This window comes from Aggregatibacter segnis ATCC 33393, assembly GCF_900476035.1.
Lineage (GTDB): Bacteria > Pseudomonadota > Gammaproteobacteria > Enterobacterales > Pasteurellaceae > Aggregatibacter > Aggregatibacter segnis.
Map to the genome: position 1 here is coordinate 1808090 of NZ_LS483443.1, position 21567 is coordinate 1829656.

A 21567-nucleotide genomic window follows, 5' to 3' on the forward strand; every position below is an offset into this window, starting at 1 on the left:
TATTTTTCTCTTGCTATTTCAGCAAAAGAGATTAAATTCGTTTCACTTTGAAAAAACCAAATTGGGTTTGGCTTACCTAAAGAATAGGTGGCGTATGATACCTTAATTTGACATTTAAAACAGCAAAATAAGCGAGGAAAAAATGAAGTTTAGCGCACAACATTATGCCGTAAATCAAGCGGCAGATTGCCTGATTGTGGGCATTTTTGAAGAAAAAAACCTATCCCAAAGTGCGGTGGAAATTAACAAGATTTCCGATAATTATCTCCTCCATTTGGTGGAAAGCGGTGAACTTAGCGGCAAACTTGGGCAAACCACATTATTGCGCAATGTGCCAAACCTTGCTGCCGAACGACTTCTCGTCGTGGGGTGTGGTAAACGCGGTGAACTCAACGAGCGTCAATTTAAGCAACTTATGCAAAAAACAGCGCAAACATTAAAGGAAACCCAAGCCAAAAGTGCGGTCAGTTTTTTAACTGAAATTCCGCTTAATCAAAGGACGCTTTACTGGAACATCCGCTTTGCTATTGAAACTATCGAACAGGATTTATATCAATTCACTCAATTCAAAAGTCAAAAAACAGCAGAAAAATCTACCGCACTTTCAGAGGTGATTTTTAACGTTGGCGCAGATGAGCTGGCATCCGCCGAACAAGCGATTCAGCATGCCTCTGCAATCGCCCTCGGCGTACGCCTTGCCAAAGATGTGGCAAACTGTCCTCCAAATGTGTGTAACCCGGCATATTTGGCAGACAAAGCGCTAAACTTAGCCGAAACCTCACCGCTGATTAAAACCACCATTGTCAACGAAGCAGAAATGGAAAAATTAGGCATGGGTGCCTATCTTGCCGTATCACGCGGAGCGCACAATGAGGCAAAATTAGCGATTATGGAATACCGTAATGCCCCGAATCCGAACGCAAAACCGATCGTGTTAGTGGGCAAAGGGTTAACCTTTGATGCCGGCGGTATTTCCCTAAAACCGGCTGCGGACATGGACGAAATGAAATACGACATGTGCGGCGCAGCCTCCGTTTATGGCGTGATGAATGCCTTAGCACAACTACAACTGCCGTTAAACGTAATCGGCGTCATGGCAGGCTGTGAAAATCTCCCAGACGGCAACGCTTATCGCCCGGGCGATATTCTCACCACCATGAACGGCTTAACCGTGGAAGTATTAAACACCGATGCAGAAGGTCGCTTGGTGCTATGTGATACGCTCACTTACGTAGAACGTTTCGATCCTGAACTGGTCATTGACATTGCCACCTTAACAGGCGCTTGCGTAGTCGCATTAGGGCAACACAACAGTGGTTTGGTTTCCACCCATGACGACATCGCAGCTGCGCTTGAACAAGCCGCACAACAAAGTGCCGACAAAGCATGGCGTTTACCGTTAAGTGAAGAATACCAAGAACAGTTAAAATCCAACTTTGCCGATTTAGCCAATATTGGTGGACGTTGGGGCGGTGCAATCACGGCAGGTGCGTTCCTCGCCAATTTCACCAAGAAATACCCATGGGCGCACCTCGACATTGCCGGTACCGCATGGCTACAAGGGGCAAACAAAGGTGCTACCGGCAGACCGGTTTCCTTGCTCGTACAATTCCTGTTAAATCAAGTGAAATAAAACACGAAGAACGGCACAGGTTTTGAACATTGGCAGCGCCAATTATCTTCAAAAAAATGAGAAAAAAATGACCGCACTTTGAGAACAGTCCCAAAGTGCGGTCATGCTTATGGTTGTTCATTCTTCAAAAAAATTATTCCTTGATAAAGATCATCATTTTTAATGGTTTTCGCAAAACCACCTCATCGCTAAGCCCTAAATCCAGTAAAATAATTCGATAAAAATAAATAACTTGTTCATACTGTTAAATATTTTTCATAGTTAAAAGCAATAAAAAACGCAACAGGAAGCATATGCAGGGCATTGAATTACGCATAAAAGGCAAAGTGCAAGGCGTGGGGTTTCGTCCTTTCGTCTGGTTATTGGCGAATCAATACGAATTACGCGGCGATGTCAACAACGACGGGCAAGGCGTACTCATCCGCCTGCTTGAACCAACAGCGCAGCAACTGCAACAATTCTTGCATGATCTGCAAACCCAACTTCCCCCGCTTGCGCTGATTACCGATATTCAGCAGCAGGAAAAACCGTGGGAAAATCCACCGTACTTTGACGGCTTTGAAATCCGTGAAAGCGAAAACAACGCCATGGATACCCAAATCGTGCCTGATGCCGCCACTTGCCCCGCCTGTTTGAAGGAGTTATTTGACCCGACCAATCGACGCTATCATTATCCTTTTATCAACTGCACCCACTGCGGTCCGCGTTTTACGATTATTAAAGCCATTCCATACGATCGCAAAAACACCTCGATGGCCGATTTTCCCCTCTGTCCTGATTGCGCAGAAGAATATAAAAATCCTGCCGACCGTCGTTTTCATGCGCAACCGAACGCCTGTGCCGTGTGCGGCCCTCATGTTTGGTTAAGCAATCAAGAAGGCGCGCTTATCGATGAAAAAACACCGATAAAAACCACCGCACTTTTCTTACAACAAGGCAAGATCGTTGCAGTAAAAGGCATCGGCGGTTTTCATCTTGCCTGTGATGCAACTCAGGCTGATGCGGTGCAATTACTGCGCGACCGCAAACACCGCCCAAGTAAACCTTTGGCGGTGATGGTGCCGGATGTGTCTTTTTTAAAGGATCTCACCGAAAAGGAAATCAAATTACTCACCAGCACGGCAGCACCCATTGTGCTATTGGCAAAACACAAAGTCCCCTCATTAGCGGAACAGATTGCACCACAACTCAATGAAATCGGCGTGATGTTGCCAAGCAACCCGTTACAGCATTTATTATTGAGAGAAGTGAATCGCCCATTAGTGATGACCTCTGCCAACCCAAGCGGACAACCGCCGGTATTGGATAATCAAAGTGCGGTGGAATATTTAAGTGACTTGGCGGATTATTTCCTCTGCCACAATCGCGACATTTTGCAACGCGCTGACGATTCCTTAGTGCGTGCGGTGTTTGATGGTGTGGAAATTCTACGTCGCGCAAGAGGCTATGTGCCTGACGAAACCCTGTTGGATCACCACAGCGCACACAATGTGCTGGCATTAGGGTCTGATTTAAAAAACACCTTCTGTTTATTGCGCCAAAATAAAGCCATCGTCAGCCAACACATTGGCGACACCTCGAACGAAAAAGTGCGGTCACAATTAGAAGCGAATATCGCCCTCTTCTGCCAAATCTACCAATTCAAACCGGAACTTATCGCCATTGATTCACACGCCGGTTATTTTACCCATGAAATGGGTAAGCGCTTGGCTGCACAATACCAAATCCCTTATGTAGAAGTGCTCCATCATCACGCCCATATTGTCAGCGTCATGGCGGAACACCATTGCCATGAACAGGTTATCGGGCTTGCGTTGGACGGTATCGGCATGGGTGAAAACGGACAACTTTGGGGCGGAGAATGTCTGTTGGTCGATGAAAAACACTGCCGCTATTTAGGGGGGCTACCTGCGGTAGCGTTGCCGGGGGGCGATCTTGCCGCCAAACAACCTTGGCGCAACTGGTTAGCGCATTTGCATCAATTCGTGCCAAATTGGCAAGAAATCGCCGCCCAAACCTGCGCCAACTATGACTGGCAACTGCTCTCTAAAGCGATTGAACGCAACCTTAACAGCCCACGGATTTCCTCCGCCGGACGCTTATTTGACGCAGTGGCATTTGGCTTGGGCATCACGCCGCCACAACTGAGCTGGGAAGGCGAAGCCGCCTGCCAATTGGAAGTGCTCGCCTCGCAATCGGCGCTCGCCAGTTTGCCATTCGATAAAAGAGAGCTTCCAACCTTAATGCCGCTTAACGCTGAAAATAAATTGGATCTTGCCCATTTCTGGCAAGCATGGATTGCGCTCGATTCGTCCAACGCTGACAAAGCCTTTATTTTTCATTATGCGTTAGCAGAAGGTTTCGCTCAATTGGCTCGCCAACAGGCGCAACGCCATCATTGCGAAACGCTCGTGCTTTCCGGTGGCGTATGGCATAACCAATTATTACGGCGATTGATAAAAGAACAGTTAGCTGAATTTAAGGTATTGAGTGCGCATCAATTTCCGATGGGAGATGGCGGCTTGAGTTTGGGGCAGGCCGTCATCGCAAGTCAATTCAATCTTATTTGTGCATAATTCATGAAAGTGCGGTCGGTTTTCTAAACGTTTTATGGATTATCATTTGCTATACTGAGCGCATCCTTTTTTATCTATACCAATGTGAGGCTTCTTATGCTTAACAAAGATACCCAACTCTGTATGTCTCTGTCCGGTCGTCCCGGCAACTTTGGCACCACATTTCATAATTATCTTTATCAAAAACTTGGTTTGAATTTCATTTACAAAGCCTTCACTACCGATGATATCGAACACGCCGTCAAAGGCATTCGCGCGTTGGGTATTCGAGGCAGTGCAGTGTCTATGCCGTTCAAAGAAAGTTGCATGCCGTTTTTAGACGAAATCTCGCCTTCCGCACAAGCCATTGAATCGGTCAATACCATCGTCAACGATAACGGCATTTTACGCGCCTACAACACCGACTACATTGCCATTGTTAAACTTATCGAAAAATACCAATTGAATAAGAACGATCGCGTGATCGTACATGGCAGCGGCGGCATGGCAAAAGCAGTCGTGGCGGCATTTAAGCATTCAGGCTTTGAAAAGCTCAACGTCTTCGCCCGTAACGAAAAAACAGGTAACTATTTAGCCACACTTTATGGCTACGATTACATATCTTCCCTCGACAATCAAACCGCCGACATACTCGTTAACATCACGCCAATCGGCATGAAAGGTGGAAAAGAAGCTTTCGATCTTGCATTCCCCGAAGCCATGATCCGTCAAGCCAAAACCGCGTTTGATGTGGTCGCTCAACCTGCCGACACACCATTAATCAAAACCGCCCAAGCCTTAGGTAAACAAACCATCTCCGGCGCAGAAGTGATTGTGTTACAAGCTGTCGAACAATTTGAACTCTACACCGGTAAAAGACCAAGCGAAGCTCTCATCGCCGAAGCGGCAGATTATGCGAGGAAAAATGTCTAAAGTGTGGTGGGGTTTGAGCGTGTTTTATCATTTAGACTTTATCGATAGCGTGTGTCGCCGTTGATAGCACCAGCGTCCACGCTGGTGCTTCTTTGGTCCAAGCGTGGACGCTTGAACCATCATAAAGTTACAGCACAGGCTGGGAAGCGTGCGCTATTGGAACCATAGGAGAAAAAACATTTATGAAAATATTAAAAAATTTTACCTTATTTTTTATGACTATCATCATTTCATTTGAAACGATAGGTGTTGAATTAGTCAATTCAACAAAAAAGCAAAATAAAATTAAAGAAGATAACCAAGTAACCAAAACTTATTCCCCTAGACCGGACTTAACCGGGAAACAGATAGGGAGTTTAGAGTTATTTTATCAATTTGACATTAAAGCAACGGGAGAATACGAACCCGAACTTGGGTTACCCCTATATGATATTTATAAACGTACTAATACTGCAGATGGAAAGACTCTATTTTATGAGAAGGAATACTCTGGCGACATAAAACCCAGACCGCCTAAAAACCACCACAAAAAGGAGATAATTAAATTTATAAAAAACGGAGAGGAGCGCTGGATTACAATAGATCATTACTACGAAACCACAGGTACGCCAAGTTACATTAAACAATATCGCTTATGGGATGATATAAATAATGAAATTAAGGTGGCTTTTGACAAAGGAAAAGTAGAGAGGCTTTATATAGACACCGATAAGTTTAACGAAGTATTGGGGATATTTTCGGACGTTAATTATATTTCCTACACCAACGGAAAACCAACTCAAAAACACTATATAACGGTGCAAAATGGAGTAAAGGAAGATCTTTATGAAAATTATGATGAACAAGGGACACTAGAAAGAGTAAATTATCTTAAAAACACTGATTTTATTTATACAAAATATTTTTATCCAAATGGCAAAATAAAATCATACGTAAACCATCATAAAAATATTGAACAAGACTTTAATGAAAATGGGATATTAATCAAAAAATTGTCAAAATAAATTTCCTCTTGTCGTCTCCAATAGCCTCGGCGTCCACGCTGGTGCTTCTTTGGGCCCAAGCGTGGACGCTTGAACCATCATAAAGTTACAGCACACGCTGGGAAGCGTGCGCTATCATGGGGGTTATGTAAACCTATTGTAGATACGTTTCTGAAAACGTGGCAATTATCTGTTTAATTTCAGCAAGTACGTTTTACGTTGTGCGCTAAATTTTTTGATAGCCTCTTTGATAGCGCCAGCGTCCACGCTGGTGCTTCTTTGGTCCAAGCGTGGACGCTTGAACCATCATGAAGTTACAGCACACTCGAGGAAGCGTGCGCTATCATGGGATTTTCGTAGGGACAGGCTCTATGCCTGTCCGATAATCTGATGATATAAATAAGGACAGACATAAAGTCTGTCCCTACCAAACAAAAATCTAGAAGTGCGGTTGAAATCCCAAACGTTTTTCACCGCAAAAAACAATCCAAAATCCCACCGCACTTTTATCCAATAGCGCTCAAATAAAATCCCCGTATAAATTGCCCGAACGACTTGGCATTTTTAGGAAAATTTCGCTTTGTTTGAGCCACGCAGTGGCGAGTTCGAAATTTTCCGTGAAGAAAATGACAATAAAGAGAGGAGCAGCAATTTATCCGGGGTGTGTTCTTTGCTACTTTCTTGCACAAGCAAGAAAGTAGAACAACCTAACAAATCCTCGGCAACGGCTCATTCATCGGTAAATCCAGCAACCGTGACTGCCCAAAACTGCCTAATAATCTGACTTTTTTATCCGCGGTCACTTCGCCAATCACGGTGGCATTTTTGCCTAATTCATGGGAATGAAGTGCAGTCAGAATTTCAGGTGTTTTTTCAGGAGAGGCGATGATCACCAGTTTACCCTCGTTAGCGAAGTTTAAGGCCTCTAACCCAAGTAATTCGCAAATGCCACGCACTTCAGAACGGATAGGTAAATCGTCTTCGTTGATTTGTATGCCTAATTGTTGGGCGGCGGCAAATTCGTGCAATACTGCATTCACCCCGCCACGGGTGGCATCACGTACGGCTTTTACGCCCTCAATCGGGCGCAATAAATCGATGAGGGGCGCAAGAACTACACAGTCGCTTTTGAGATCTGTTTGAATCCCCAGGTTTTCGCGCAAATTAAGAATGGTTGCGCCGTGTTCACCAATGGTGCCGCTGACGATAATCTTGTCGCCCGCTTCAATACGATGCATCCCCCAATCGATGCCTTGCGGAATGACACCGATGCCGCTGGTGTTAATAAAGATTTTATCCACCGCACCTTTTTGCACCACTTTGGTGTCACCCGTCACCACTTTCACACCGGCGGCCTGGCAGGTTTCTGCCATAGCTTGAATGATGTCTTTGAGTTCAGGTAAGGGCAGGCCCTCTTCTAAAATAAAACCGCAAGAGAGATATTTCGGCACGGCGCCACACACTGCCACATCATTTAACGTGCCGCACACAGCAAGTTTGCCGATATTACCGCCGGGAAAGAAAATCGGGTCGATAACGAAACTGTCGGTACTAAAAGAAAGCTGTTCCCCTTGTGCCATAAGTTCTGCTAAGGGTAAACGGGCTTGGTCTTCCCCTTGTGCAAGAATGGGATTATCAAAGGCTTCGACGAAATAGTCCTGAATGAGTTTTTGCATGGCACCGCCGCCGTTGCCGTGTGCCATGGTAATGAAATCTGTCATTATTCTCTCCGATATTGATAGTAGGCGGCGCACGCCCCTTCTGAGGAGACCATCAACGCGCCATAGGCATTGTCCGGGTTACATTGCGTGCCAAATAACGGGCAATCTGAAGGTTTACATTTGCCGGTGAGCACGTCGCCGCAACGAGAATTCGGGTCATCTGCCACTTGTTGCGGTTGGCTGTGGAAATACACTTCCGCATCAAAGCGTTTATAAGCGTCGGTCAGCTCTACACCCGACTCTTCAATTTCACCCAAGCCACGCCATTCGCTGGATTTTTTCAGTTGGAACACTTCACGCATGGCTTGTTGCGCCAGCAAGTTACCTTCGGAATGCACGATACGTTTATATTGATTTTCAATTTCGCAACGTCCGTCCACAAATTGCTGCACCAACATCACGATGGCTTGCAAAATATCTAACGGCTCAAAACCCGTGATAACAAAAGGTTTGTGATATTTATCCACGATGGATTGATAAGGCGATGTGCCGATCACCATGCTCACATGCCCCGGCGCAAGGAAGCCGTCAATTTTCACATAATCTTGTGAAAGCAAACTATGTAGCGTCGGAATGATGGTAATGTTTTGGCACACCACCCAGAAATTCTGAATATTTAGCTTATTCGCCTGTTGCAAAGTCACCGCAGCGCTCGGCATGGTGGTTTCAAAACCAAGAGAGAAGAACACCACTTTTTTGTCAGGATTGTTCACTGCGATATTCATCGCATCCAGCGGTGAATACACGATTCGCACGTCAGCACCTTTCGCTTTGGCTTCCAACAAGGAGCCTCGACGCCCTTTCACCCGCATAGCATCGCCAAAAGTACAGAAAATGACATCCGATTTCTGCGCAATTTCAATGCACACGTCAATGCGTCCCATCGGCAAGACACATACCGGGCAACCGGGGCCATGGATAAATTCAATGCTCTTCGGCAACAAACGATCCAAACCAAATTTAAAAATGGTATGCGTATGCCCGCCGCAAACTTCCATTAAATAGAGCGGATTCTCCGCTGTATATTGCGGCAATTTCGCCATGAATTCATTCAGGCGATTGACTAAACTTTTAGCTAATTTCGGATCACGAAACTCATCAATAAACTGCATTTTGTTCCACAATCCTTATTGAGCCTGTAACCAATCCAACCAAGCCTTTAAGCCTTCGCCGGTGGTCGCAGAAAGTTGAATCACGTCAATTTGCGGGTTCACTTGTTTGGCATAAGCGATACATTTTTCCACATCAAAATGAAGGTATGGCAATAAATCAACTTTATTTAAAATCATTAACTTAGATGCTGCAAACATGTGCGGGTATTTCAGCGGTTTGTCTTCACCTTCAGTGACGGACAAAATCACTACTTTGGCTTTTTCACCTAAATCAAATTCGGACGGGCAAACCAGATTGCCCACGTTTTCGATAAACAGCAGACTGTTTTGTTTCGGCTCAAGTTTGAACAAGGCGTCATTGATCATTTGAGCATCTAAATGGCACCCTTTGCCCGTGTTGACTTGAATCGCCGCGACACCGGTGGCACGAATACGATCCGCATCATTTTCCGTTTGTTGATCCCCTTCGATCACATAACAAGTGCGGTCATTTTTCAGTGCATTTAACGTGGTGGTGAGCAAGGTGGTTTTACCGGAACCCGGGCTGGACACCAAATTCAGTACAAGAATATGTTGTTGCTGGAAAAGAAAGCGGTTGTGCGCCGCGATTTGATTATTTTTACCTAACACATCCTGTTCCACTTTCAACAGGCGTTTTTGTGTTTCATTGGCTTCCGAAGCTGATTCTACCGAGTGAAATTTGAAGTGAGAAAAGTTCGGATTTTTGACCGCACTTTGTGTGCCGTCATGGTCATGATGAGAATGTGCTACCTCACCGATTCTGACTTGTTCCGGATGTCCACAACCACAAGTTGTACACATAATATTGCCCCTTTACTATCTGGTTACAAAAAACCTCGCTAGGGTAGCACAACCTTTGATTTTTCGGGTTGATTGAGATCATAAAGTCAGAACATCATCAGCCAATTCAGCCGTAAATCCTTGATGATGAGACGCCACCAACATAGGCAACGACAGCTCACGCAAAAGTGCGGTCAATTTTTCCGTATTTTTACGATCCAATCCATTCGTCGGCTCGTCTAACAGTAACATTTTCGGTTGCATCGCCAACACGCCTGCCAACGCCGTAAAATTTTTCTCTCCACCGGACAGGGTATGTACTGTGCGATCCTGCAAATGAGCAATACCTAAACGTTCCAGTTGCTGCAAAGCAACAGCATACGCTTGCTGGCGTGACAAACCTTGATTTAACGGCCCGAAGGCAACATCGTCTAATACGGTTGGTCCGAACAGTTGGTCATCGGCGTGCTGAAAACAAAGCCCCACGGTGCCACGAAAAGGCGCAAAATCTTTTTCTTCCCGACACAACTGCCCGAATAGACGAATCTCGCCGCGCGCAACAGGCACAAAACCTAACAAAGCAAGTAATAAGGTGGTTTTGCCTGTGCCGATTTCGCCCTGCACAAAAAAGCGTTGTCCCGCTTCAATTTGAAAAGACAGATTGTCGATAATCTGCCGTTCTCCTCGTTTAATTTGCAATCCATTGACTTGTAAAACTGTCATTTTTCCCCACTTAAATTTGTCTTTTCACCAAAGCGAAAGCCGCGGCATTTGAGTGCAATTTGTGCCGTTTCAGCTTTGAGTAAAGCATGCACCAGTAAAAGCGCGACCCGTTGTGCGGTGACATATAACGTTCGACGATTCAATCCGGCATGATACCCTCGCGCACGCATCGCCAAATCCATTTTTTGTTGCAACTCACCTAACAGGGCAATATAACGCACCGTGAGGACAAAAAGCCAAATTAATTTGGGTGGCAAGGGTAATTTACCAATGGCTTGTACCAACACCGTGTCATTCATTTTCCACAACAATAACCATACGGAAAACAACAACAGGTTCATACGTAAGCTAATTAACAAGGCTGTTTCCATGCCCTCGGGATTAAGTTCAATGCCTTCCGTGCCGATACGCCAACTTAAGGTCGCCCAAAGTAATAAAGTAAAACTATTGAAAACCAGCCAGCGTTTTAGATAAGGAAAATAAGGATCACGACAACGATAAATCAGGATCACCAATAAAATTAAGGCGATTCCGTTTAACCATAGCAACAAAGAAGGTTGAGATAAGGCACTGATCACCAAGCCCCAAAGGAATAGGTAAATCAGGCGCAAGTGAGTTGCACAAAAGTGCGGTGGAAAAAAACGCTGAAAAACGGGGCTCATTGTGTGCACCGTTTGGTATCGTCAACGTTCAGTGAAGTGTCAATAGATTGTAATGCACTCGGGTACATTTTGCTGAGGAGAGAAATCACGCCGTAGCTGATAATGCCGTCTAATACGAATACCGGTAAATGTAACAACAGCAATAAGGCGATTAAATCCTGATAATGTTTGCCGCCATCTAACGCTAAGACGAGAGAGGCTAATGCACCAGCGCCACCAACACCAATAATGCCTGCGCTCAAGCCGGTCAACAGTTTTGCTATAGCTCCCATATCCGGCCTTAAATAACTACGCAATAAATAATGCGCCGCGACCGCCGGCAATGCCATGACACATAAATTCACGCCCAATACGGCAAAGCCGCCAAAAGAGAAGAACAGCACTTGCAACAACAATGCAATAAGAAAAGCCGGGAAGACTGCCCAGCCAAGAAATAAACCCGCCATGCCATTTAAAATCAAGTGAACGCTGCCGATGCCCACGGGAACATGAATGGTGCCTGCAACAAAAAATGCCGCCGCAAACAACGCCGTTAAAGGCAAACGTTCACTCTCTAAACGACGTAATCCGACAGCAACACCAACTACCGCCAAAGCAACGCCCGCTAATAACACCCGCGTATGCAATACGCCTTCCGACAAATGCATGATTAACGCCCTTTTCTTAATTTACGGGCGCTTAACCAAGCGGCGATGCCCGCAATGCCAACGATGTAACCAATACCACCTAAAATATCGTGCAGGTAAATCTTGTCGCGTAACTGCGCAATATCCTCCCGCAACAGTAACAGGCTTTCATCGCTCGCTTGCGTTGGCGCATTTGACGTTGCGGTGATGCGATCCGCCACCACAGTCGCCCGATGTCCTTCTTCCCCTTCAACCACCACTTTTAAGGCGACTTTCGGTTCGACCACTAATGGAAAGTGAAAATAACCACGGTTATCGGTTTTCCCCGCCATTAATGGCTGATTTTCCCCATGGCGTAAAACTTCCACATAGGTTTCCGCAGCAGGGGTCATATCGGAATAATAGGATTTTCCCGTCACAGTTTGCCCATCATACTGGGCGAACACATAAAGTGCGTGCGCCAACGCATGAGGGGCAACCAACAAAGGAAAAAGTGCGGTCAGAATACGCAACGTTTTTTTCATTCGATTACTCGGCATCAAAGGTCAGCATATATTCCACTGAGCGGCTATCGTAATCCGGATTGTCTTTGACGTTTTCCTCAAATTCAGCCCAAACTTTGTTGTAACCTGCTTGTGGTGTAAATTCAGCGATACCTTTGTCGTTGGTTAAGTTGAATGGCGCATCTTCGCCCAATCCCACTTTAATGTCTTTCACCGGTTTACCTTTATGCAACACTAAAATTTGCAATGGTTTTCCGGCTTTTGGTTGCGCTTGTGGCACCAATTCATATTCCATACCATGCGCTTTCATCGCTTGTTCGTCCCAGTGTAATACGGCTTTACCGAATTTCACCGGATTCACAGAAAGTTCGGCTGTCGGTTCTTGTTGTTTGGTTTTTTCTACATATTTACCGCTTGGCAATTTAGACCAAACACCGTTATCAAAACGGATGAATACTTGGGAGGCTTTCTCAGCATTAAGATAAGCTTCGCCTTCTTTAAATTGATAGGTTGCGTTAGTGACATTGCCTTTATTATCTAGCAACTTAACCGCTTTCAATTTTTGTTCAGGGTAAGTTTCTGTCTGTTCGTGACCAAATTTCACCACATATTGTCCGGTGGCATTGGCATCTTTAACAGGTTCCAACCAAACGTTATGGGCGTTAGCAAAGGATGCGGCGAAAAGTGCGGTGCAAATTACACTTGTTTTTAGAAATCTCATTTGATGTCTCCTTTTATCGTTGAGTTTCGCTCATGATAAAATATGAAGTAACTCTAGAATCAAGTGTTTTTTAGGAAAATAGACGAAAAATGAGAGAGATAGGTAAGAAAATATTGTCCGCGTACGATAGAAACCGCACGCGGAAAGAAAGGATTAATTCAATTCCGCCAACATGGCAACAACCATGTCAGAGGATTGTTTCGCCGCCAACGGAAGGAATTCTTCAAAGGACATATTCGCTTTGCCATCCCCCGCATCAGAAATCGCACGAACGACCACAAAAGGCACATTAAACGCATGGCACACTTGCGCAATCGCGGTGGCTTCCATTTCCACGGCAATGACATTCGGAAAATCCTGTTTAATTTTTGCCAAGCGTTCACCGCCTTGAATAAAGCTGTCGCCGGAACAAATTAACCCACGTTTCACGTGTTGTCCTAATTGGGTTGCAACGCGCTCTACCAATTCAACAAGTTTCGTATCAGACACAAACGTGACCGGACACGCCGGTAATTGCCCTTTGGCATAACCGAAAGCCGTCACATCCGCATCATGATATTGCGTTTCAGTGGAAACGATCACATCGCCAACCTTCAAGCCTTCCGCCACACCACCGGCAGAACCGGTATTAATCACAAGATCCGGCTGAGTTAATTGCAATAACGCCGTCGTTCCCATGGCTGCCGCAACTTTGCCGATACCGGATTGCAACAAAACAATCTGTTTTCCTTGAATGTTGCCTTCATAAATCGTGCCGGAGGCCAATTTTGTCACGATCTTATCTGTCATTAAATTGACTAAAATTTCTACTTCTTGCGCCATTGCGCCAACAATACCGATTTTCATAACGATCCTTTGTACTGGTTTGCTATTGTTTTTTGTTAATTAAAAAATCTAATACCGCGAGGGCATAATCGTCATTATATAAGGTGCTCGCGGTCAACACATATTTGCCGTCAATAATGACATAAGGAAACGTAAATACACCGTAATCTTCTGTTAAACGCACAGCCTCATCTACCTGTTGTTTAATCTGCTCTGAAGTATAGGTTTGTAAAAAACGGTTTCGCTCAATGCCTTGCTGCTCAAGCCAAGTCAATAGATTTTCCTGCTGAGCAAGTTTGATATATTGGCTTTTTTCAGCCGTTTCAAACATTAATGCAGAGGATACATTGTCGGCATTTAACGCCTGCAGACTGTAAAAAACCGTCGCAGAAAAACGCGCTTTGGCTGTTGCCACCGGATATTCGCTGAATACCACGCGATCGCGGTTAATTTGACTATAAAGTTCAAGAATGTCTTGTGCAGAAGAGCAAACGCGACAATCGTAATCAAAAAAGAATTGAATCGGGATACGATTATCTTCCCGAGGCGGAAGCGTTAGTGGTTCTTGATAAGAAAAATAGTCTTTGCCATCTTCAAACGGGTGATTGGCTTCATCTGCTGCAGGCAGATGAGACACGCTTTCTTGCGCAACGGCAAATCCGCTGATAAAGAATAAGACGATGAGCAATCCGACCCGTGACATCATGTGCCTAACTTTCCAATGGTTCAATATAATCCACTAACAACTGAAGATCGCGATTACCACGAAATTCATTGATATCTAATTTATACGCAAATCTTGCTGTTTTTATAGATAAATCAGGATAATAGCGCGTATCTATGTTAAAGGCGATAGCATCTAACAAAGGTCCGCCCAGTTTGGGTTCCACCATCATTTTCAAGTGTTTTTCGCCCACTAAGCGTTGTTGCAAAATTTTAAATTCGCCGTCGAACAAGGGTTCAGGGAATGCCTGTCCCCAAGGACCACCTTGACGCAAAGTTTCAGCTGTCGCCAAGTTTAACAAGTTCGCATTTAATTCGCCGTCAGTCCAAATCGTGCCTTGTAATTGGTCTTCCGCCAATAATTCGCTGACCGTCTGATTAAAAATCTGACGAAAATCGTCAAAGCGGCTTTCCTGAATACTCAATCCTGCCGCCATGGCATGCCCACCAAATTTCAGGATTAAATCAGGGTGCTGTGAATAAACCCGCTCCAACACATCGCGAATATGCAAACCGGGAATGGAACGTGCAGACCCTTTCAACATGCCTGCTTGATCTTGAGCAAACGCAATCACCGGACGGTGAAACTGTTCTTTAATGCGTGAGGCGAGAATGCCAAGCACACCTTGGTGCCAATCCGATTGATACAACACAATAGAATGCGGAATGTCTGTTTCAAGTGCGGTGGTATTTGCAAATAAATTTTGGCAGATGGTTAAGGCTTCTAACTTCATCCCCTGCTCGATTTCTTTGCGCGCTTGATTTAAACCATCCAGCTCCAATGCCAACGCGCGAGCCGTTTCCATATTTTCGGCTAACAAAAGCTCCACGCCCACGGACATATTATCCAGCCGTCCCGCCGCATTTAAACGTGGGCCAATGGAAAAGCCTAAATCCGCTGCCACGAAACGGGTCACGTCCCGCTTCGCCACTTCCGCCAATGCACGAATGCCGCAACGACAACGTTCGGCGCGAATACGGGCAATGCCTTGATAAACTAAAATACGATTATTTTGATCCAATGGCACCACATCGGAGACTGTGCCTAACGCCACCAAATCTAACAATTCCGTGAAATTCGGCTGATTTTTGGTATCAAATAGACCAAGTTCGCGGAATTTTGCCCGCAAGGCAAGCATAAGATAAAAAGTAACGCCCACACCGGCCAGATGTTTGGAGGGAAAACCGCAATGCACCAAATTCGGATTCACAATCGCATCGGCATTGGGCAGCGTTTCCGGTGGCAAATGGTGATCGGTCACAATCACCTTCCCGCCCTGTGCCTTTAAAAATGCCACGCCCTCATGGGAAGAAACGCCATTATCCACGGTCATTAACAACTCAACGCCTAAAGCCAAAGCCTCTTGGGCAACGGCAACACTGAGCCCATAACCTTGCTCGAAACGGTTCGGCACTAAATAGGTGACATTGGCAAAGCCCAGTTGACGTAGCGCGAGTACAGCCAATGCGGTACTGGTTGCACCATCGGCATCAAAATCGCCCACAATGACGATTTTCTGTTGTTTTTGATAAGCTTCAAGTAGAAATGTTACTGCGGTATCCATGCCCGACATAAGGTTCGGATGATGCATGGCACTTAAAGTGCGGTCTAATTGGTTGGCGTTTTTAATGTGGCGCGAACGATAAAGACGATCCAACAAGGGATCGTCACAGAGTTTATCGCCTGCCGGCACATCGCGGCGTAAGATACGTTTTTGCACGGATGACCTGCATTAACCTTCTAAGGCAGCAAGTAAATCAGCCGGTTTCAAATAACCACCGATAACATCGCCTTCAGATGTAATAATTGTCGGTGTACCGGTGACGCCCAGTTGCACGCCAAGCATATAATGTTTTTTCACCATATTCGGCGTTTTCAATTCTTTCGGCAAATTGCCTTTTTCTGCGTCATTCAACGCAAACATCGGATCTTTTGCCGTCCAAATCGCTTCCATTTGACGTGCTGTTTGATTATCCAAACCACCACGCGGGAACGCCAAATAGCGTACGGTAATGCCTAAGTCGTTATATTCTTTAAGTTGTTGATGCAATAAATGGCAGTAATGACAGGTAATATCCATGAAAACCGTCACAACATGTTTTTCATTTTTTGCTGGATACACAATCATTTCGTCTTTCAACGCATTGACTTTTTCCATCAGCAATTGATTAGAAACGTTGCTAATGCCTTTGTCGGTAAGTTTATAAATTTTACCTTGAACTAAATAATCGCCATCTTCGCTGGCGTAGAAAATACCTTGATCGCTTACAACAGTTTTCAATCCCTTAATTGGTGAGGTTTGAATTTCAATGTCTTTTGCGCCTAATTTTTCTAATTTACTTTTCAGCACCGCATCGTTCGCTGATGCTTGAAATGCCAAGGTGATAAGGGAAAGTGCGGTTAAAATTTTTTTCATTTTTTGTTCCTAAATTGTGAAAATGACGGCAAATTATAAAAGTAATTGGCGGCTTATGCAAAATTGGGCGCATTATACTAACCCAACAAAATACTTGACTATAATACTCAACTTTTATATTCTCAAAAGCGTATAAGCTTTCTTGTACAACAACTTTACATTTTAAATTTACTCATAAGAGGTAATCCTAATGAAAAAACTTTTCAAAGTCGCTGCAGTATCTGCGCTCACATTAGTTTCCGTTAGCGCATTCGCTGCGTCTCAACAAGCTGAAGAAGTGAAAAAATTTAAAGCTTGGGAAGAAACAGCCGGCCAAAAACTTGAAGCAAGTTTTGATGCAATTGCTACTGCCTCTGCAAGTAGCAATGTGGCCGCAACTGAAACTGCTGTTGCAGAATTTGATAAAAAAGCAGCAGAACATGTAGCTGAATTAGAAGCATTAGGTATTAAAAGTGAAGAAGTTTCACCACTTGTTGCTATGTATAAAGAATATGTAGACGCTGAAAAAGAAGTAGCTCAGCTAATTTTATCTCAAGTCAAATCACCATCTGCTGACAATGCTGGTAAAGTTCCTGAAGCTGTCGCAAAAGCAAACGCAAAAGACGATGCTATTGACAAATTAGCAGATCAATTAGAAGAAAAATTCCCTGCTGACGAATAATTCATTTCTAATAGAGTAAATTTAAAACCTTATTCATGACTAATGAATAAGGTTTTTTATTATTCCATCACCTACCAAATCCCCGCAAAATCCCTTATAATTTCGCACTTAATTTAGTCTTTAAACACAGTTAATCATCATGTTTGAAATCAATCCTATCAAAAATAAAATCACCGATTTAACCGACCGCACTTCCGTGCTTCGGGGGTATCTTTGACTTCGACGCCAAAACCGAGCGTTTAGAAGAAGTCAACGCAGAATTGGAACAGCCTGATGTATGGAACGACGCAGATAAAGCGCAAGCACTTGGCAAAGAGCGCGTTTCTTTAGAACAGGTGGTCAACACCATTAAAAATTTAGAGCAAGGCTTGGAAGATGTGGACGGCTTGTTGGAACTCGCCGTAGAAGCGGGAGACGAAGACACTTTCAACGAAGCTGTTGCCGAATTAGACGAACTGGAACAACAACTCGCCAAACTGGAATTTCGCCGTATGTTCAGCGGCGAACACGATGCTTGTGATTGCTACGTGGATTTGCAAGCAGGATCCGGCGGTACCGAAGCGCAAGACTGGACGGAAATGTTACTTCGTATGTATTTGCGTTGGGCAGAAAGCAAAGGATTCAAAACCGAATTGATGGAAGTATCTGACGGCGATGTGGCAGGTGTTAAATCTGCTACCATTCGTGTTAGCGGCGAATATGCCTTCGGTTGGCTACGCACAGAAACCGGTATTCACCGTTTGGTGCGTAAAAGCCCATTTGATTCCAATAACCGTCGTCATACCTCATTCAGCGCAGCTTTCGTCTATCCTGAAATTGATGATGATATTGATATCGAAATCAATCCAGCTGATTTGCGTATCGATGTGTATCGTGCCTCCGGTGCGGGCGGTCAGCACGTGAACAAAACCGAAAGTGCGGTACGAATCACCCACATGCCAAGCGGCATTGTGGTGCAATGTCAGAACGATCGTTCCCAACACAAGAACAAAGATCAGGCAATGAAACAACTTAAAGCGAAGTTGTACGAGCTGGAATTACAAAAGAAAAATGCCGACAAACAAGCCATGGAAGACAACAAATCCGACATCGGCTGGGGCAGCCAAATTCGTTCTTATGTGTTAGATGATTCTCGTATTAAAGATTTACGTACCGGTGTAGAGAACCGCAATACACAAGCCGTATTAGACGGTGATTTAGATCGGTTTATTGAAGCCAGTCTCAAGGCCGGACTCTAAAAGTGCGGTCGTTTTTAAACTCGTTTTTTAAAATTAAAGGTAAACAAAAATGTCAGAACAAGAAGTGAAAGAATTAGATTTAAACGGCGAAATGTTAGTCCGTCGTGAAAAATTAGCTGCCCTGCGCGCAAAAGGTAATGCGTTCCCAAACCAATTCCGTCGTGACTCACTTGCCCAAGATTTGCATGATAAATATGATGCGGAAGAAGGCGAAGCATTAAAAGAACAACATATTGAAGTGGCGGTTGCCGGTCGTATCATGACGCGTCGTGCTATGGGTAAAGCCACGTTTATCACCATCCAAGATATGAGCGGTAAAATCCAGCTTTATGTTGCACGCGACAATCTACCTGAAGGCGTGTATGGTGATGATGTCGGTCACTGGGATTTAGGCGATATCGTAGGCGTAAAAGGCTCATTATTCAAAACCAAAACCAACGAACTCACCGTTAAAGCCACCGACGTACAATTGCTGACCAAAGCATTGCGTCCGTTACCGGATAAATTCCATGGCTTAACTGACCAAGAAGTGCGCTACCGTCAACGTTACTTGGATTTAATTTCTAACGAAGAATCCCGCCGCACTTTTATCATTCGGTCAAAAGTGGTTGCAGGCATTCGTGACTACTTTATTTCCAAAGGCTTTATGGAAGTAGAAACTCCGATGTTACAAGTCATCCCAGGCGGCGCTTCAGCACGTCCTTTCGTAACACACCATAATGCATTAGACGTAGATATGTACTTGCGTATTGCACCTGAGCTTTACTTAAAACGCTTAGTGGTCGGTGGCTTTGAGCGTGTATTTGAATTGAACCGCAACTTCCGTAACGAAGGCGTATCCGTTCGTCACAACCCGGAATTCACCATGCTTGAATACTACCAAGCCTATGCCGACTACCACGATTTAATGGATAACACCGAAGAATTGTTACGCAAACTTGCCATCGACATTTTAGGCACAACCATCGTGAAATACGGCGAATACGAATTCGACTTCGGCAAACCATTCGAGCGTATTACCTTACACGACGCCACCATTAAATATGGTGCAGACAAAGGTATAGTAAAAGAAGATTTATACGATATTGATCGCGCGAAAGCAGTTGCCGCTCGCTTAGGTATCGAAGTACAAAAATCTTGGGGCTTAGGCAGCATTGTCAACGCGATTTTTGAAGAAGTGGCAGAGCATCATTTAATTCAACCAACTTTCTTAATGGCACATCCGGCGGAAATTTCTCCGTTAGCTCGTCGTAACGATGAAAACCCGGAAGTCACCGATCGCTTTGAACTCTTCATCGGTGGACGCGAAATCGGTAACGGTTTCTCCGAGCTTAACGATGCGGAAGACCAAAATGAACGCTTTGACGCCCAAGTGGCCGCCAAAGAAGCCGGTGATGATGAAGCGATGTTCAAAGACGAAGATTTCGTTGTCGCCCTTGAACACGGTTTACCACCAACAGCCGGCGAAGGATTGGGTATCGACCGTCTCGCCATGCTTTACGCCAACGCCCCATCCATCCGCGATGTGATTTTATTCCCGGCAATGCGTCAGAAATAATTAAAATCAAATCATCCAAAAAAGGAAGTCATTCGACTTCCTTTTTTATTTACCTTTTATTTTCAACATGTTAATTACATACACACCAAACTCATCAACATGAAATAAACTTTTTTAGCCACATCGTTAAATTTCACTTGATCGCTATATAATAATTTGTATAATGAATCCGTTTTCATTTAAGATAGTCGTCATTCTTAAACACAGTGGCCGGTGCAAACACTCCCCCACGTCTTTATCAAAGATATTCGCACCGGCCATTTTTTTCTTCTTATTCCTCGCTAAAGTCATTATCATTACGCCATTCTTTTCTTCATTCAGAGAACGTTTATGCATAATTTAGCCCTAGAAAACCTACTTAATCAAAAGCTCAATAGCGATACCATCAACGACTACGCACCCAATGGCTTACAAGTGGAAGGCAAGGTCGAAGTCAAAAAAATCATCACCGGCGTCACCGCCAGCCAAGCGTTAATTGATTATGCTGTTGAACAAAAAGCCGATGCATTGCTCGTTCATCATGGTTATTTTTGGAAAAGCGAAAATCCTTGTATTCGCGGCATGAAGGGCAAACGAATCAAAACATTATTAGTCAATGACATCAATTTATACGGCTATCATTTGCCTTTAGATGTTCACCCAGAGCTAGGCAACAACGCTCAGCTCGCCCAATTGCTCGGTATCGAAAATCTTCAACCGCTAGAACAAAACGCAATCAGCATTCCTGTTTGGGGAACCTTAAAAGAACCGTTAACTGCCGAACAATTTGCTAAACGCATCGAACAGATGTTAAAGCGCAGACCATTAATTTGCACAGAAAACGGACCGCACGTTATCCGCAAAATCGGTATCTGCACCGGTGGTGGTCAAGGTTATATTGATCTTGCAGCAGCCCAAGGTTGTGACGCCTTTATCACCGGAGAAGTATCTGAACAAACGATCCATTCTGCGAGGGAGCAAGGAATTCATTTCTTTGCTGCAGGTCACCACGCCACTGAACGTTATGGCGTAAAAGCGTTAGGTGAATGGCTGGCAAACGAACAGGGATTTGAGGTGGAATTTAAGGATATAGATAACCCGGCATAACTGATTTACCCTTGACTTATCTATAAAATATATGCATAGAATAGTAACCATGTAGGAATAGAGGTATTATTTCTGCTGGTATTTTA

Annotated in this window: 20 protein-coding genes; 8 read left to right on the forward strand and 12 right to left on the reverse strand. The window is 44.5% G+C overall.

Going from position 1 to position 21567, the window contains the following annotated elements; all coding sequences use genetic code 11:
• Positions 1-142: 142 nt before the first annotated feature.
• From DQN58_RS08805 to DQN58_RS08820, 4 genes are all read left to right on the forward strand, one after another.
• Positions 143-1633, forward strand: coding sequence for a leucyl aminopeptidase (locus DQN58_RS08805; RefSeq protein ID WP_006718817.1), 1491 nt, complete (start codon positions 143-145; stop codon positions 1631-1633).
• Between the two features lie 293 nt (positions 1634-1926).
• Positions 1927-4209 (forward strand): carbamoyltransferase HypF, encoded by a 2283-nt coding sequence (gene hypF, locus DQN58_RS08810; RefSeq protein WP_006718818.1) that lies wholly within the window; start codon positions 1927-1929, stop codon positions 4207-4209.
• A 96-nt stretch (positions 4210-4305) separates the two neighbouring features.
• The gene (locus DQN58_RS08815) at positions 4306-5121 is read left to right on the forward strand and encodes a shikimate 5-dehydrogenase (protein WP_006718820.1); all 816 of its coding nucleotides are present in this window, start codon (positions 4306-4308) and stop codon (positions 5119-5121) included.
• 215 nt (positions 5122-5336) lie between these two features.
• Positions 5337-6125 carry a hypothetical protein gene (locus tag DQN58_RS08820; RefSeq protein ID WP_197712332.1) on the forward strand — a complete coding sequence of 263 codons (789 nt, stop codon included), beginning with the start codon at positions 5337-5339 and terminating at the stop codon, positions 6123-6125.
• A gap of 686 nt (positions 6126-6811) precedes the next feature.
• Here the strand turns inward: DQN58_RS08820 and hypE are convergent.
• The 12 genes from hypE to dsbC all read right to left on the reverse strand — a co-directional run bounded on the left by hypE (position 6812) and on the right by dsbC (position 16938).
• Positions 6812-7825 carry a hydrogenase expression/formation protein HypE gene (gene hypE / locus DQN58_RS08825; RefSeq protein WP_006718823.1) on the reverse strand — a complete coding sequence of 338 codons (1014 nt, stop codon included), beginning with the start codon at positions 7823-7825 and terminating at the stop codon, positions 6812-6814.
• Entirely contained in the window at positions 7825-8937 is a 1113-nt protein-coding gene (hypD, locus tag DQN58_RS08830) for a hydrogenase formation protein HypD (protein ID WP_006718825.1), read from the reverse strand. The genes hypE and hypD overlap by 1 nt, the downstream gene beginning before the upstream one ends.
• A gap of 15 nt (positions 8938-8952) precedes the next feature.
• Positions 8953-9759: a hydrogenase nickel incorporation protein HypB gene (hypB, locus tag DQN58_RS08835; protein ID WP_006718828.1), complete on the reverse strand. Its 807-nt coding sequence runs from the start codon at positions 9757-9759 to the stop codon at positions 8953-8955.
• A gap of 78 nt (positions 9760-9837) precedes the next feature.
• Entirely contained in the window at positions 9838-10461 is a 624-nt protein-coding gene (locus DQN58_RS08840; RefSeq protein ID WP_006718829.1) for an energy-coupling factor ABC transporter ATP-binding protein, read from the reverse strand.
• Positions 10458-11123 carry an energy-coupling factor transporter transmembrane component T family protein gene (locus DQN58_RS08845; protein ID WP_006718831.1) on the reverse strand — a complete coding sequence of 222 codons (666 nt, stop codon included), beginning with the start codon at positions 11121-11123 and terminating at the stop codon, positions 10458-10460. Before DQN58_RS08845 ends, DQN58_RS08840 begins: the two co-directional genes overlap by 4 nt.
• The gene (cbiM, locus tag DQN58_RS08850) at positions 11120-11770 is read right to left on the reverse strand and encodes a cobalt transporter CbiM (RefSeq protein ID WP_006718833.1); all 651 of its coding nucleotides are present in this window, start codon (positions 11768-11770) and stop codon (positions 11120-11122) included. The genes DQN58_RS08845 and cbiM overlap by 4 nt, the downstream gene beginning before the upstream one ends.
• Before the next feature lie 2 nt (positions 11771-11772).
• Positions 11773-12273, reverse strand: coding sequence for a hypothetical protein (locus DQN58_RS08855; protein ID WP_032997938.1), 501 nt, complete (start codon positions 12271-12273; stop codon positions 11773-11775).
• Between the two features lie 4 nt (positions 12274-12277).
• Positions 12278-12973: a DUF4198 domain-containing protein gene (locus tag DQN58_RS08860; RefSeq protein ID WP_006718837.1), complete on the reverse strand. Its 696-nt coding sequence runs from the start codon at positions 12971-12973 to the stop codon at positions 12278-12280.
• 153 nt (positions 12974-13126) lie between these two features.
• Positions 13127-13819, reverse strand: a complete 693-nt coding sequence (locus DQN58_RS08865; RefSeq protein ID WP_006718839.1) for a 5'-methylthioadenosine/adenosylhomocysteine nucleosidase — start codon at positions 13817-13819, stop codon at positions 13127-13129.
• Positions 13820-13841: 22 nt separating this feature from the next.
• Positions 13842-14501 carry a thiol:disulfide interchange protein DsbA/DsbL gene (locus DQN58_RS08870; RefSeq protein WP_032997939.1) on the reverse strand — a complete coding sequence of 220 codons (660 nt, stop codon included), beginning with the start codon at positions 14499-14501 and terminating at the stop codon, positions 13842-13844.
• A gap of 7 nt (positions 14502-14508) precedes the next feature.
• Positions 14509-16242 (reverse strand): single-stranded-DNA-specific exonuclease RecJ, encoded by a 1734-nt coding sequence (gene recJ / locus DQN58_RS08875; protein WP_006718844.1) that lies wholly within the window; start codon positions 16240-16242, stop codon positions 14509-14511.
• Between the two features lie 12 nt (positions 16243-16254).
• Entirely contained in the window at positions 16255-16938 is a 684-nt protein-coding gene (gene dsbC, locus DQN58_RS08880; RefSeq protein WP_006718846.1) for a bifunctional protein-disulfide isomerase/oxidoreductase DsbC, read from the reverse strand.
• A gap of 190 nt (positions 16939-17128) precedes the next feature.
• Between dsbC and DQN58_RS08885 the strand changes: the two genes are divergently transcribed.
• The 4 genes from DQN58_RS08885 (at position 17129) to DQN58_RS08905 (ending at position 21481) form a co-directional block, all read left to right on the forward strand.
• Positions 17129-17599, forward strand: a complete 471-nt coding sequence (locus DQN58_RS08885) for a hypothetical protein (protein WP_006718847.1) — start codon at positions 17129-17131, stop codon at positions 17597-17599.
• Between the two features lie 139 nt (positions 17600-17738).
• A protein-coding gene (gene prfB, locus DQN58_RS08890; RefSeq protein WP_111704463.1) for a peptide chain release factor 2 occupies positions 17739-18837 on the forward strand; the annotation gives its coding sequence in 2 pieces (ribosomal slippage) (positions 17739-17813 and positions 17815-18837; 1098 coding nt in all).
• A 49-nt stretch (positions 18838-18886) separates the two neighbouring features.
• Positions 18887-20395, forward strand: coding sequence for a lysine--tRNA ligase (lysS, locus tag DQN58_RS08895; RefSeq protein ID WP_006718849.1), 1509 nt, complete (start codon positions 18887-18889; stop codon positions 20393-20395).
• A gap of 330 nt (positions 20396-20725) precedes the next feature.
• Positions 20726-21481, forward strand: a complete 756-nt coding sequence (locus tag DQN58_RS08905) for a Nif3-like dinuclear metal center hexameric protein (protein WP_006718851.1) — start codon at positions 20726-20728, stop codon at positions 21479-21481.
• The last annotated feature ends 86 nt before the right edge of the window (positions 21482-21567 follow it).